Annotated in this window: 13 protein-coding genes and 1 tRNA gene; 10 read left to right on the forward strand and 4 right to left on the reverse strand. The window is 64.3% G+C overall.

All coding sequences use genetic code 11. From position 1 onward, the window contains the following. The first annotated feature begins 1 nt into the window (after position 1). From E3T39_RS16205 to E3T39_RS14475, 7 genes are all read left to right on the forward strand, one after another. Entirely contained in the window at positions 2-160 is a 159-nt protein-coding gene (locus E3T39_RS16205) for a hypothetical protein (RefSeq protein WP_166784143.1), read from the forward strand. 132 nt (positions 161-292) lie between these two features. Further along, positions 293-1,219 carry a 4-(cytidine 5'-diphospho)-2-C-methyl-D-erythritol kinase gene (locus E3T39_RS14450; protein WP_134516749.1) on the forward strand — a complete coding sequence of 309 codons (927 nt, stop codon included), beginning with the start codon at positions 293-295 and terminating at the stop codon, positions 1,217-1,219. A gap of 41 nt (positions 1,220-1,260) precedes the next feature. Continuing rightward, positions 1,261-3,054 carry an ABC-F family ATP-binding cassette domain-containing protein gene (locus tag E3T39_RS14455; RefSeq protein ID WP_134516516.1) on the forward strand — a complete coding sequence of 598 codons (1,794 nt, stop codon included), beginning with the start codon at positions 1,261-1,263 and terminating at the stop codon, positions 3,052-3,054. 243 nt (positions 3,055-3,297) lie between these two features. Continuing rightward, the gene (locus tag E3T39_RS14460) at positions 3,298-4,203 is read left to right on the forward strand and encodes a MetQ/NlpA family ABC transporter substrate-binding protein (protein WP_241979728.1); all 906 of its coding nucleotides are present in this window, start codon (positions 3,298-3,300) and stop codon (positions 4,201-4,203) included. Positions 4,204-4,581: 378 nt separating this feature from the next. Further along, positions 4,582-5,472, forward strand: a complete 891-nt coding sequence (locus E3T39_RS14465; RefSeq protein WP_134516518.1) for a MetQ/NlpA family ABC transporter substrate-binding protein — start codon at positions 4,582-4,584, stop codon at positions 5,470-5,472. A 140-nt stretch (positions 5,473-5,612) separates the two neighbouring features. Next, positions 5,613-6,641, forward strand: a complete 1,029-nt coding sequence (locus E3T39_RS14470) for a methionine ABC transporter ATP-binding protein (RefSeq protein WP_134516520.1) — start codon at positions 5,613-5,615, stop codon at positions 6,639-6,641. Between the two features lies 1 nt (position 6,642). Then, the gene (locus tag E3T39_RS14475) at positions 6,643-7,302 is read left to right on the forward strand and encodes a methionine ABC transporter permease (RefSeq protein ID WP_104199384.1); all 660 of its coding nucleotides are present in this window, start codon (positions 6,643-6,645) and stop codon (positions 7,300-7,302) included. A 9-nt stretch (positions 7,303-7,311) separates the two neighbouring features. Here the strand turns inward: E3T39_RS14475 and E3T39_RS14480 are convergent, their stop codons facing one another. Beyond that, complete coding sequence (locus E3T39_RS14480; RefSeq protein ID WP_134516522.1) at positions 7,312-7,803, reverse strand: MarR family winged helix-turn-helix transcriptional regulator; 492 nt, start codon at positions 7,801-7,803, stop codon at positions 7,312-7,314. Between the two features lie 121 nt (positions 7,804-7,924). Between E3T39_RS14480 and E3T39_RS14485 the strand changes: the two genes are divergently transcribed. The 3 genes from E3T39_RS14485 to E3T39_RS14495 all read left to right on the forward strand — a co-directional run bounded on the left by E3T39_RS14485 (position 7,925) and on the right by E3T39_RS14495 (position 10,438). Beyond that, positions 7,925-7,996, forward strand: a tRNA-Gln gene (locus E3T39_RS14485). Between the two features lie 30 nt (positions 7,997-8,026). After that, the gene (glmU, locus tag E3T39_RS14490) at positions 8,027-9,460 is read left to right on the forward strand and encodes a bifunctional UDP-N-acetylglucosamine diphosphorylase/glucosamine-1-phosphate N-acetyltransferase GlmU (RefSeq protein WP_134516524.1); all 1,434 of its coding nucleotides are present in this window, start codon (positions 8,027-8,029) and stop codon (positions 9,458-9,460) included. Continuing rightward, a complete protein-coding gene (locus tag E3T39_RS14495) occupies positions 9,461-10,438 on the forward strand; it encodes a ribose-phosphate diphosphokinase (RefSeq protein WP_104178544.1) in 978 nt (325 codons plus the stop codon). 387 nt (positions 10,439-10,825) lie between these two features. Here the strand turns inward: E3T39_RS14495 and E3T39_RS14500 are convergent, their stop codons facing one another. From E3T39_RS14500 to E3T39_RS14510, 3 genes are all read right to left on the reverse strand, one after another. Further along, positions 10,826-11,191 carry a hypothetical protein gene (locus E3T39_RS14500; RefSeq protein ID WP_134516526.1) on the reverse strand — a complete coding sequence of 122 codons (366 nt, stop codon included), beginning with the start codon at positions 11,189-11,191 and terminating at the stop codon, positions 10,826-10,828. Positions 11,192-11,306: 115 nt separating this feature from the next. Further along, a complete protein-coding gene (gene gndA / locus E3T39_RS14505) occupies positions 11,307-12,764 on the reverse strand; it encodes an NADP-dependent phosphogluconate dehydrogenase (protein WP_134516528.1) in 1,458 nt (485 codons plus the stop codon). 99 nt (positions 12,765-12,863) lie between these two features. Further along, entirely contained in the window at positions 12,864-13,646 is a 783-nt protein-coding gene (locus E3T39_RS14510) for a FadR/GntR family transcriptional regulator (protein ID WP_134516530.1), read from the reverse strand. Positions 13,647-13,781: the final 135 nt, after the last annotated feature.

The raw sequence follows: 13,781 nt of genomic DNA on the forward strand, positions 1-13,781 counted from the left end.
CATGAGCGGGGTGACTTGGTGGCGTTTCGATTTGTCAGACACACCGATCCAGAGTCGCGCGGATGGAATGGGCGACGTCGCACTCGAAACCGCGACCGGCCGGGGGTGGGCCGTACGCCAGTCGCTTTTGGGCACGGCCAACCCGACCAAGGCGGGGTGAACAGCCGTTTCGCTCACGCATCAGGGTCTGGCCCAGGCCAGCGACATTGCGCCGGCGAAGGCGGCCCTGCAGGCGTGGCTGGTACTCGCCGCGTCGATAGCAGCTAAGCGGCTGGGCTAAGTTAAAAGCATGATGACGACCGCCGGCACCTCCGTTGTGCACGCGCGGGCCCCCGGCAAAGTCAACGTTTTCCTCAAGGTCGGTGCCGTGATGGAAGACGGTTACCACGACCTCGCGACCGCCTACCAGGCCGTTTCGCTGTTTGAGGAGGTTAGGGCCAGCCCGGCCACCGACTTCTCCGTGGAGTTCAGCGGCAGCATCGATATCTCCGGCCTCGCCGTCGACGGCACCAATCTGGCCATCAAGGCAGCTCGTGCCCTCGCCCGCAAGGCCGGCTACCGCGGCGGCGTGCACCTCGACATCGAAAAGAACGTTCCCATCGCCGGCGGTATGGGCGGTGGCTCGGCCGACGCCGCAGCTACCCTGCTCGCCTGCGACGCCCTCTGGGGCACCAGCGCCACCAAAGACGAGCTCCTCGCCATTGCCGCCACTCTCGGGGCCGACGTGCCGTTCTCGTTCACCGGCGGCACCGCCATCGGTACCGGCCGCGGCGACCAGCTCAGCCCAGCTCTGGCCAAGGGCAAATTTCAATGGGTACTCGCCCTCGCCGACTTCGGAATGTCGACACCCGAGGTTTACCAGGAGCTCGACCGGCACCGCGACCGCCACGCCCAGGACATCTTTCCGGCCGAGCACCAGCCCAGCGTCGACGCAAACGTACTGCAGGCGTTGCGAGCCGGCGACCCGCACATGCTCGCTGACGTGCTGCACAACGACCTGCAGGCCCCCGCGCTGCACCTCGCCCCTGGCCTCGGCAAGGTATTGCAGCTCGGCGAAGAAAACGGCGCCCTCGCCGGCATCCTCTCTGGTTCTGGCCCGACCGTGGCTTTTTTGGTAGCGGATGCCGACAGCGCGCTCGAATTGCAGGTCGCGCTCTCCGCCTCGCGCCTGCGGGTAGTACGGGCCACCGGCCCCGTGCACGGCGCCCGCCTCATCTAGCCCGGAATCGTGTGCCCCGCCGTGCCGTAAACTTGGAGGCTATGGCACATCTTCTCGGGGCTGAGTCCCTGCACCTCGAATTTCCCACCCGCGTCATCTTCGACAGCGTCACCGCCGGCCTCAATGAAGGCGACCGCATCGGCGTCGTCGGCAAGAACGGCGACGGCAAGTCCACCCTCATGCGCTTGCTGGCCGGCCGGATGGAACCCGACGAGGGTCGGGTCACTCGTCGCCGCGGCGTCACCATCGGCATGCTCGACCAGTCCGATGACCTTGCCTCTGGCCAGACCGTCGGCCACACCATCGTCGGCGGCATCGAGGAACACGTCTGGGCGGGCGACGCCAAGGTGCGCGATGTCATCGGCGGCCTGGTACGCGACATCCCCTGGGACGCCCTCGTCGACGACCTCTCCGGTGGTCAGCGCCGCCGCGTGGCCCTCGCTGCCGTACTCATCGGCGACTACGACGTCATCTTTCTTGACGAGCCCACTAACCACCTCGACGTGGAGGGCATCTCCTGGCTCGCCGGTCACCTCAAGACCCGCTGGGCCGCCCAGAGCGGCGGACTGGTAGTCGTCACCCACGACCGGTGGTTCCTCGACGAGGTCTGCAACATCACCTGGGAGGTGCACGACCGCCTGATCGAACCCTTCGAGGGTGGCTACGCCGCTTACATCCTGCAGCGTGTGGAGCGCGACCGCATGAGTTCCGTGGTCGAATCCAAGCGCCAGAACCTCATGAAGAAGGAACTGGCCTGGCTGCGCCGAGGCGCCCCGGCCCGCACCGCGAAGCCCAAGTTCCGCATCGATGCTGCGAACGTGCTGATCGAGAACGAGCCGCCGCCCCGCGACACCGTCTCGATGCAGTCCATGGCCATGCAGCGCCTCGGCAAGGACGTCGTCGACCTCATCGACATCGGTGTGAAGTTCGGCGACAAGACCGTGCTCAACGACATCACCTGGCGCATCGCGCCGGGCGAGCGCACCGGCATCATGGGTGTCAACGGTGCCGGCAAGTCCACGCTGTTGAACCTGGTCGCCGGCACCCTGCAGCCTACGACCGGGCACGTGAAGCGTGGCAAGACCATCAAGGTCGCCGTGCTCACCCAGCAGCTGTTCGAACTCGATGAGATTCGCAATGACCGCGTCAGCGACGTCATCGGTCGGCAGAAGACCAGCTACATGGCCGGCGGCAAGGAGATCACGCCTGGCCAGATGCTCGAACGCATGGGCTTTCTCAGCGCCCAGCTGACCACCCAGGTCAAGGACCTCTCCGGTGGTCAAAAGCGTCGCTTGCAGCTGCTGTTGATCGTGCTCGACGAGCCCAACGTTCTCATCCTCGACGAGCCCACCAACGACCTCGACACCGACATGCTCGCCGCCATGGAGGACCTGCTGGACTCCTTCCCTGGCACCTTGCTGGTTGTCTCGCACGACCGGTATCTCATCGAGCGTGTCACCGACAACCAGTACGCGGTCATGGACGGTGGCTTTCGTCACCTGCCAGGCGGCGTCGACCAGTACCTTGAGGTGCGCCGCAAGGCCGTCGCCGGTCCGGCAGCTGGCTCGCCGACGGATGCTTCCGGCAAGACCAAGAAGATCCCCAGCCTCGGCGGGGCCGAACTGCGCAACGCCCAGAAGGAGCTCGGTTCGATCGACCGCAAGGTGGTCAAACTGCAGGAGCGCATCGCCCTCAAGCACGAGAAGCTCGCCGCGCACGACCAGTCCGACTTTGCCGGTCTCGGCGCGCTCGGCGTGAAGTTGAGCGAACTCGAAGAGACCATCGCCGCGCTCGAAACCCGCTGGGTCGAACTTACCGAGCTGATCGAGGGCTAACGTCGCAGAAGCTGTGGCGCGGTGTGTCGGCGGAGGCCACGCGTCGCAGCTTCGGCACGTATCGTTAAGGTGTACGTGCGCAGCCGCGGCACTCCGGCCCCGCGTGGGCAGGCCACCTCTCGTTTGACCGGTGGTGTCTGCCGGCCCAGAATCAGCCGACGCGTTGATTGATTCGTCGGCCGGGGCATCCGCTGCCGAGAGTACCCGAGTCATACGAAACCCAGATCGCCCGAAGGAATCATCGTGAAAAACCCCGTGAATAAGAAAAGCCTGCTCGCCGCCCTCGCCGTCATCCCGCTGGTCGCGCTGCTGGCCGGCTGTGCCGGAGCCTCAGACGGCCCCGCCACCGGCAGAGACGGTGATGCCATCAAGATCGGCGTCGTCGGAGCCAGCGACCCGTACTGGGCCGTGTACACCGAAGCAGCCGCGGCCGAGGGCATCGAGATCGAGATCGTCAACTTCGCACAGTACCCGCAGGGGAACCCGGCTCTCGCCGCCGGTGAGGTCGACCTCAACCAGTTCCAGCACATCGCTTACCTCGCCGAGTACAACGAGGCGAGCAGCGAAAACCTGGCCCCGATCGGCGCGACGGCGATCTATCCGATCGCCCTGTACTCCACCGAGTACAGCAACGTCGACGACATCGTCTCGGGCGATACCGTCGCCGTGCCCGACGACGACAGCAACCAGGCCCGCGCGCTTGTCCTTCTGCAGTCCAACGGGCTCATCGAACTGACCGACGGCGGCACCATCTACTCGGGCCTCGATGACATCGACGAGGAGGCCTCAAAGGTCAAGGTCACGGCCCTCGAGGCGTCGCTCACGTTGGCCTCGCTGCCCGATGTCGCTGCCGCGGTCATCAACAATGACTTCGCCGAGAAGGGCGGGCTCAAATTCGAGGACGCCATCGCCACCGACGACGCGACCGACCCGAAAGCCCTGCCTTACGCGAACATCTTCGTCTCTCGCGACGAAGACAAGAACAACGAGACCTTCCTGAAGCTCGTCGAGATCTTCCAGAACAGCCAGGATGTGCAAGACGGCGTGTTCGCAGTGTCCGGGGACACGGCTGTGATGTTGACCACCCCGGTGGCCGACCTTGAAGAATCCTTGGCCGGGATTCAGGCCGAGATCAAGGCCGCCCAGTAAACATCCGTTTCACGATGAGCACAGTCAGCGGGGAGCACCAGTCCTCGACTGCGCTCTTGTGTTAGCGGTACACCGGAGAAGTGCGCGAGGCAAAACGGATGGCTCGAATCAGCTCGAAGAGACCGTCAGCACGCTCGAAACCCGCTGGGTCGAACTTACTGAGCTGATCGAAGGCTAATGTCGCAGAAGCTGTGACGCAGTGTGTCGGGGGAGGCCGCGCGTCGCAGTTTCGGCGCGTATCGTTGTTGAGTGCCTCGCAGAGCTGCGGCACAGACCCCCACCCCCAACACCCGGGGTTGCTCTGTGCCCAAATAATCGCTGTGCCCATAATCGCCATCGGCGCTCTCGGGGAATTCACACAGCGAAAAGAGACCTTCGATGAAAAAGCACCGTTCCCTCAAGAAGTCCGTACTGGGCGCACTCGCGATTCTGCCGCTTGCGGCGCTGCTGGCCGGCTGCGCAGGTGCTGCTGGCGGTGACGATGTCGTGAAGATCGGTGTCGTCGACGAGAGCGAATCGTACTGGGACGTCTTCAAAGAAGCCGCAGCTGACGAAGGGATCACGGTCGACCTGGTGAACTTCGCCACCTACGAGCAGCCGAACCCCGCCCTGACCGCCGGCGAAATTGACCTCAATCAATTTCAGACCGTCGTCTACCTGGCCAACTACAACGTGGCGAGCAGCCAGGACCTCTCGGCAATCGGCGCCACCGCGATCTACCCCCTGGGTCTCTATTCCACGCAGTACACCAGCGTCGACGAGATTCAGAAGGGCGACACGGTCGCCGTGCCCAATGACCGGAGCAACATGGCCCGCGCCCTCGTCGTGCTTCAGTCAGTCGGTCTGATCGAGCTCACCGACGGCGGCACGATTTCGTCGTCACTCGACGACATCGACACCGCTGCGTCACTGGTGAATGTGACGGCTCTCGACGCGTCGCTCACTACGACGTCGCTGCCCGACGTCGCCGCCGCGATCGTCAACAACGAGTTTGTGGGAAAGGCCGGGCTGAGTTTCTCGGACGCCATCGCCCAGGACGATCCGGCCGACTCCAAGTCCGTGCCCTATGCGAACGTGTTTGCAGCGCGCGCCGAAGACAAGGACAACGCGACATACCAGAAGCTCGTCGAGATCTACCAGACGACGAAGGCCGTTCAGGATGGCGTTCGTGCAGCTTCCGGCGACACGGCCGTGCTGCTGACGACCCCCGTGTCCGAGCTGGAAGCGTCCCGCGTCTCGGTCGAGGCAGACACGACGGCTCGGCAGTAAACATCAGCTTCACCGCGTGAGTAGTCTCGGTTCTGTCTGAGGCACACCGACCCGATAGCGATAGCCGAGACTGCTCGCTCGCGTTTCCCGGCGCGAAACCACGATATATCAGCAACAAGAAGGTTTTTGAGGAACAACGGATGGCTCTAGTAAGCCTGAGAAATGTCAGCAAGGTGTACCCGCCCGCGAGCAAGGGCGCACCGAGCGTCACGGCGATCGACTCGGTCAGCCTCGACGTGGAGGCCGGGGACATCTATGGGATCATCGGATACTCCGGTGCCGGCAAGAGCACACTCGTGCGACTCGTGAATGCTCTCGAACATTCAACCAGCGGCGAGATCATCGTCGACGGGCAGAATATCGCCGTGTTGCCGGAGCGCGACCTGCGCAAGGTGCGCCTCGGAATTGGCATGATCTTTCAACAGTTCAACCTGCTCGGCTCCCGCACGGTGGCCCGGAACGTGGCCTACCCGCTCGAAGTGGCCGGGCGTCCCAAACATGAGCGCGCCGCCCGCGTGGCTGAACTACTCGACTTCGTCGGCCTCTCCGATAAGGCCGGGTCCTTTCCCGACCAGCTCTCCGGCGGACAGAAACAGCGGGTGGGTATCGCCCGCGCCCTCGCCACCCAGCCGAGCATTCTGCTCGCTGACGAGGCCACGAGCGCTCTCGACCCGGAAACCACGCACGAGGTGCTCGCTCTCCTCAAGCGTGTGAATGCCGAATTCGGGATCACGATCATAGTGATCACCCATGAAATGGACGTCATCCAGACCATCGCGACCAAGGTCGCCGTGATGGATCAGGGGCGAGTCATCGAACGCGGCCCCGTTTTCGACGTGTTCTCGAACCCGCAAGCCGCGGCATCCGCTCGTTTCGTCTCGACCGTGGTCAAGGGGATTCCGTCGCCCGCCGAACTCGCCGTGCTGCGTGAGCGGCACACTGGCCGCATCGTGACGCTGGCCTTCCGCGACAGTGCGGTCGACCAGAAGGCCGTCTTCGGCGAGTTCTCGAGGGCCGGAGTGGCGTTCGAGGTCGTCTACGGCGGCATCAACGAGATTCAGGGGCGCCCGTTCGGGCACCTCACCCTCGCGCTCACTGGCGCAGACCCGGTCATCGACCAGGTGCTCGCCCACATTCGAACGCTCACGACCGTCACGGAGGTGCGCTGACATGGATGCACTTATCGACCTGCTGCCCGAACTGTGGACGGCCACCTACGAGACCCTGTACATCGTCGCAATGACCCTATTTTTCGGCGGTCTGGGCGGCCTGCTGGTCGGTCTCGGGCTCTATCTGACCCGGGCCGGCAGCATCCTCGAGAACAAGCCGTTGTTTTTCGTACTGAATCTGCTGGTCAACTTCATTCGCCCGATTCCGTTCATCATTTTTCTGGCGGCGGCGCAACCGTTGGCCCGGGCCGTCACCGGCAGCGGCATCGGCAACAACGCGATCATCTTCACGATCGCTCTCGCAGCCTCCTTCGCCATGGCTCGCATCGTCGAGCAGAACCTGCTGACCGTGACGCCCGGCGTAATCGACGCTGCTCGCAGCGTCGGTGCCGGGCCGATTCGTATCATCTTCACGGTATTGCTGCCCGAAGCGCTCGGGCCGCTGATTCTCGGTTACACGTTCATCTTCGTCGCGCTCGTGGACATGTCGGCCGTTGCCGGATACGTCGGTGGCGGGGGCCTCGGTAATTTTGCGCTGCTCTACGGCTACCGTCAGTTCAACCCCATCGTGACCTGGGCGGCCGTGCTGCTGATCATCGTTCTGGTGCAGTTCGTGCAGTTCTTCGGCAACTACCTCGCGCGCAAGGCCCTGCGTCGGTAGTGTCAGGTGCTAGTCGAAGTCGAGGCTGAGCTTTCGCAGTAGGCCGGCCAGCCGCTCCTGATCGGTCACCGAGAGGGTGTCAAGCAGCTCGGCTTCGGCGTCGACCAGCCGGGTGATGGCGGCATCCACCCGGGTAAGTCCGGCCGGCGTCATGCCCACGAGGATGCCGCGGCCGTCGTTGGGTGCGGAGCGGCGCTTGACGAGATCGCGGTCGACGAGACGGTCGATGCGGTTCGTCATGGTGCCACTCGAAACGAGCGTCTGCTGCAGCAGGGCTTTCGGGCTGAGCTCGTAGGGGGTGCCAGCCCGGCGCAGGGCCGAGAGCACATCGAACTCCCACGACGCGAGCTCTGAGCGGGAGAAGGCTGTGCGGCGGGCCCGGTCGAGGTGCTTCGATAACCGAGCGACTCGGCTCAGTACCTGCAACGGTGCAAAATCAAGATCGGGCCGTTCACGCAGCCACGAATCGACGATTCGGTCGACTTCATCATGGCCAGGCATTGCTCCATTATCCCGCTTATTCGGGGGTTTCTTCGCGCAGAAGCGCCGAGAGGGTGCCAGCGGCGCCGCGGGCCGCCAGAATCTGGCAGACTTGACTGGTTGCTGGCCCCGGCCAGCATGGTCCGCCATAGTGTAACGGCAGCACGGCAACCTTTGGAGTTGTTCGGTCCAGGTTCGAATCCTGGTGGCGGAGCCCTCACTTTCTCTACGCGTTAGGAATCCTGTGACAGACGCCCGCCTCGCCATCATCGTGTTGGCCGCCGGCCAGGGTACGCGCATGAAGTCCAGCTTGCCGAAGCTGCTGCATCCGCTTGCCGGAGTGCCCATCGTCAGCCACGTGCTGGCCACCGCGCGCGCCCTCGACGCCGCGCATGTCGTGACCGTCGTGCGTCACGAACGTGACCTGCTCGCCGCTGTCGTGGCCGAGGACCTGCCCGAAAGCACCATCGTCGACCAGGACGAAATTCCCGGCACCGGCCGCGCCGTCGAACAGGCCGTCGCCGCACTTCCCGCTGATTTCGACGGTGACGTGCTCGTAATCAACGGCGACGTGCCGCTGCTGAACGCCGCAACCCTCGCCTCGTTCATCGCCTCCCACCGCAAGGGCGCAGCGGTGGGTACCGTGCTGTCCGCCTATCCGGACGATGCGACCGGTTATGGGCGCATCATCCGTTCGGTCGAGGGTGCGTTCGACCGAATCGTCGAGCAAAAAGATGCGACGGATACCGAACTGGCCGTCACCGAGATCAACGCGGGCGTATACCTGTTCGGCTTGGCCGCGCTGCGCGAGCAGCTGGCGCAGCTGACCACGGCGAACGCGCAGGGGGAGAAATACCTCACCGATGTGATCGAACTGCTGCGCCGGGCTGGCTCCGAGGTGAGCGCGGTTCCCGTCGCCGACGCCTGGATCGTGGCCGGCATCAACGACCGTGCCCAGCTAGGTGACACGGCCCAGAAACTCAACGCCCTGATCGTGCGCGGCTGGCAGCTCGCCGGCGTGACCGTGCAAGACCCGGCCACCACCTGGATCGACCTGAAGGCCGTGCTCGCGGCCGACGTCACCGTGCTGCCCGGCACCCAGATCGTCGGGGCCACAGTGGTGGCCACTGGCGCCATCATCGGACCGGACACCACCCTGCGCGACTGCGAGATCGGCGAAGGCGCCCGAGTGAATCGCACTGACGCGACTCTGGCGGTAATCGAGGCGCGCGCCTCCGTCGGGCCATTCTCGTACCTGCGCCCGAACACCGTACTCGGTGCTGACGGTAAAATCGGTGCCTTTGTCGAGACCAAGAACGCGCAGATCGGTGCCGGCAGCAAGGTGCCTCACCTGAGCTATGTTGGCGATGCCACGGTCGGCGTGGGGTCGAACATCGGCGCCGGAACAATCTTCGCCAACTATGACGGCGTGGCAAAGCACCACTCGGCGATCGGGTCGCACGTGCGCACCGGGTCGCACAACGTGTTCGTCGCGCCGATTACAATTGGTGACGGGGCGTATACGGGGGCTGGCACAGTCGTTCGCAAGAGCGTTCCGGCCGGCGCACTGGCCATCAACGTGGCCCCGCAACGCAACATGGACGGCTGGGTTCACGTCAACCGTCCGGGTACAGCCGCGGATACGGCGGCGGCAAGCAGCGAAAAGACTGGAGAATAGATGTCGGAAATCAAGACCAGCGGCGACAAACGATTAGTACTGGTTTCGGGGCGAGCGCACCCGCAACTCGCACTCGATATCGCCACGGAGCTTGGTTCTGAGCTGCTCCATACCGACGCACGCACCTTCGCCAATGGCGAGCTGTACGCCCGGTTCGATGAGAGCGTGCGCGGCTCCGATGCCTTCGTCATCCAGTCACACACCGCGCCGATCAACGAATGGCTGATGGAACAGCTCATCATGGTTGACGCGCTCAAGCGAGCATCGGCCAAGCGCATCACCGTGGTCGCGCCGTTCTATCCCTACGCTCGGCAGGACAAGAAGGGTCGCGGCCGCGAGCCGATCTCGGCCCGTCTCGTCGCCGACCTGTTCAAGGTAGCCGGCGCCGATCGCATCATGTCGATCGACCTGCACGCCGCGCAGATCCAGGGCTTCTTCGACGGTCCCGTGGACCACCTGTTTGCGATGCCGGTGCTGCTCGAGCACTTCCGCGAGAAGCTTGACCCCGCCACCCTCACCATCGTCTCGCCCGACATGGGCCGCGTACGCGTTGCCGACATCTGGAGTGACCGCCTCGGAGTGCCGCTCGCCATCATCCACAAGCGTCGTGACCCCCTCGTGCCCAACCGCGTGTCGGTGCACGAGATCGTCGGCCAGGTTGAGGGTCGCGTCTGCCTGCTTGTCGACGACATGATCGACACCGGTCGCACGATCGCCCTGGCTGCCGAGGCCCTGCGCGAGGCCGGCGCCATTGGCGTCGTCGTCGCTGCGACCCACGCCGTGTTCAGCGACCCGGCCGTTGACATGTTGCAGAACCCGGCCATCAGCGCCGTGGTCGTCACCGACACCCTGCCGATCCCGCCGGAGAAGCGTTTTCCGACCCTCACGGTGCTGCCGATCGCCCCATTGCTGGCTCGCGCCATCCACGAGGTCTTTGATGAGGGTTCGGTCACCTCGATGTTCGACGGTGCCGCGTAGCGATTAGCACGCTCAGCCGCGTAGAAGGCTGATTTCGGGAGGCGGTGGCTGCGGCCGCCTCCTCCCGATTGTTATCTGCGCACTACTCCAAGTGCGCCAGGAATGGATGCTGCCAGCTGCGTTTCGCAGACGATCTCGCGTTTCCTCCGCCTCACCTCGCGTTTCTGCCGGCCCACCTCGTGCATGGGGCTGTACTTGGGACCGAAGGTGGCTTCTCGTGGGGACTAGTTCGCCGAGCCGTGAGTCTTGATCGCCGAGCCGTGAGCGTTAGCCCGTTCCCGGCGATTTTCGGGCCGCAACTCACGGCTCGGCGGGGCGGACTCATCGAAACTCACGGCTCGGCGACGCCAGCGCGCGTGGAGGCTTCCGTAGTGCGCGCGTGGTGCGCTAAGTGGGAGTGCCCGGGGCGATCTGGCGTGGAGCGGAGGGAATGATGCCGAGCGGGGTGACGAAGGTGTCGCGTTCGTTCTGGTCGATCGCGTAGCACTGCCAACCGAACCCGCCAGGGCCGGCGAGGTCGAAGCGGGCGTCGTAGTCGACGGCGAACGGGTAATACTGGGCCACCGCGGTCGCGCAGGCGTTGGCTGCGGTGTCGGAGGCGACCCGCATTGTCGTGAGCACACCGGGCACCACCAGAGCGATGAGCCCGAGCACAACGACGATACGCAGAATGGTCGTGAAATGCTTGCCGCGCAGGGGGCGGTAGTTGTCGTTCGGCTCGTAGCCGGACAGCTCGGGGTGATTGTCAGTCATGGGGACCCCAGTCTCTCAGAGCTTGGTGTGAAGCGGCCGGTGAAAAAAACTGGCCGACAGCATCCGTTCAGACCCGAGGGTAGGAGCGGATGCTGCCGGCCGGCAACGAGGATGGTCAGTGCGTGGAAGCCTCAGTGACGATCTCCGTGCGGTCGCCAGACCACAGGGTGTGGAAGGTACCGGGCATGTCGATGCGGTGGTACGTGTGCGCGCCGAAGAAGTCGCGCTGGCCCTGCACCAGTGCGGCCGGCAGACGCTCACTTGCCAGTGAGTCGAAGTAGCTCAGGCTGGCACCAAAGCCGGGAACCGGGATGCCCGAAAGCGCCGCGGTTGAGACTACGCGGCGCCACGCTGCCTCGCCGGCGGCGACAGCCTCGGCGAAGTACGGGTCGACGAGCAGGCTCGGGATCGACGGGTCGTTGTTGTAGGCATCAACGATGCGATTGAGGAACTGGGCTCGGATGATGCAGCCGCCGCGCCAGATGGTAGCGATGGCACCCTTGTCGATGTTCCAGCCGTACTTGGTCGCACCGGCGATGATCGCATCGAATCCCTGCGCGTAGGCAACGATCTTCGAGGCGTAGAGCGCCTGACGCACGTCTTCCTGGAAGGTATTGCCGACGACGGCGATCTCGGGGCGAGCGGCGAGGGTGGCGCGCACCGGTCCACGCTGCTCCGGGTGGCTCGAGACGGCGCGGGCAAAGACGGCTTCGGCGATTCCACCGACGGGAACGCCGAGGTCGAGGGAGTTCTGCACGGTCCAGACGCCGGTTCCCTTGGAGCCGGCCTCATCGAGCACGACGTCGATGAATGGGGCACCGGTCTTCGCGTCGACCTGGCGCAGAATCTCGGCGGTGATTTCGATGAGGTAGCTGTTGAGCTCCCCGCTGTTCCAGTCCGTGAAGATATCGGCGATGGCCTCGGGGGAGTGCCCGCCGACCTTGCGGAGGAGGTCGTAGGCCTCGGCGATGAGCTGCATGTCGGCGTATTCGATGCCGTTGTGGATCATCTTGACGAAGTGGCCGGCGCCGTCGGTGCCGATGTGGGTGACGCAGGGCACACCGTCGACGACGGCGGCAATGGATTCGAGGATGGGGCCGAGGGTTTTGTAGGCCTCTACCGAACCGCCGGGCATGATGCTCGGGCCGTTGAGGGCGCCCTCTTCGCCACCGGAGATGCCGGCGCCGACGAAGTTTATGCCCTTGGCGCTCTGCTCCTTTTCGCGACGGATGGTGTCGGTGAAGTCGGCGTTGCCGCCGTCGACGATGATGTCACCGGGTTCAAACAGCTCAGAGAGCTGCGAGATGACGGCGTCGGTTCCGCGTCCGGCCTGCACCATGATGATCGCGGTGCGCGGTTTGGTCAGCGAGGCGACGAAATCGGCGATGTTTTCGGAGGCGACGAAGTTCGCCTCGGGGTGCTCGGTCGTGAGCAGGTGGGTGCGCTCGGGGGAGCGGTTGTAGACCGCGACAGTGTTTCCCTCGCGGCCAGCGAGGTTACGGGCGAGGTTGGAGCCCATCACCGCCAGACCGACGACACCAATATTGGCCTGTGCTGAACCGGACTCTGACACGTTTTCTCCTTTGGGTCTGAGATCAACAAACCACTCTCAAGGGTACTCCACGAGGCTGCGCGGTCGCACATTCAGGGATCAGTACGCGCTGGATCGGGCTCAGTGCGTCGAATTGCCGTCCCAGATGGAACTCATCTCGTTGAAGGCGCGTTCCATGATGCCGAGCATGGCTTCGTGGGCTGCCTCGGGATTGCCTCGCTGGATTGCGCTGGCGACGTCGACGTGAAGTTGCAGCGCTTCGTTGTGCGGATGCCGCGGCATCAGTCCGTAGTTCGTTCGACCGGTCAGCACCTCGGCAACGAGGGTGTTGAGTTTGGCGAACATCTCATTGCCCGAGCTGGCCAGCACCAGGCGGTGAAACTCGATGTCGAGCACGAGAAAGGCTTCGGGGTCGTCGGCCTGGCCGGCGGCCCACAGTTTGCCGGCCAGCCCCATCAGCTCGCTGGCATCCGCTAGTGGGGCGCGGATGGCGGCGAGCCGGGCGGCCTGCGGTTCAATCGCGGTGCGCAGCTCGGTTAGGGAACGCAATTGGGCGATTCGGGCCGGCGAGGCGAGTCTCCACCGGATGATCTGTGGGTCGTACAGGTTCCACTCTGACGCGGGAAGAATTTGTACGCCGACCCGGCGGCGGGAGGTGAGCATGCCCATGGAGGCGAGCACGCGGATGGCTTCGCGAACCACCGATCGGGAGACGCCGTATCGCTCCTCAAGCTCTTCGATGCGGAAGACCGACTTGCTCGCCAGTTCTCCGGCGCAGATGGCCAGGCCGAGCAGATCGACGACGCGCGCGTGCAGGCTGGTCGAGGGGGTACCGTCGTCAAGGCTTGGGGGCAAGTCGACGAGCGAGTCAGAGCCTGGCCCGGTCGTCACATTGTGCGTCATGCGATTGATCATATCGTTATGGCAACAAACTTGAATAAGTATGCTTTATTCGGTAACGTTTTCTTTCGAGACAGATGTAAAGATGCATTCTGTTGGGAACCGAGGCACAAAGCGGCGGTTCTGCGAATGGGAGAC

Origin of the sequence: Cryobacterium suzukii, assembly GCF_004403185.1 — a bacterium.
Taxonomy (GTDB): Bacteria; Actinomycetota; Actinomycetes; order Actinomycetales; family Microbacteriaceae; genus Cryobacterium; species Cryobacterium suzukii.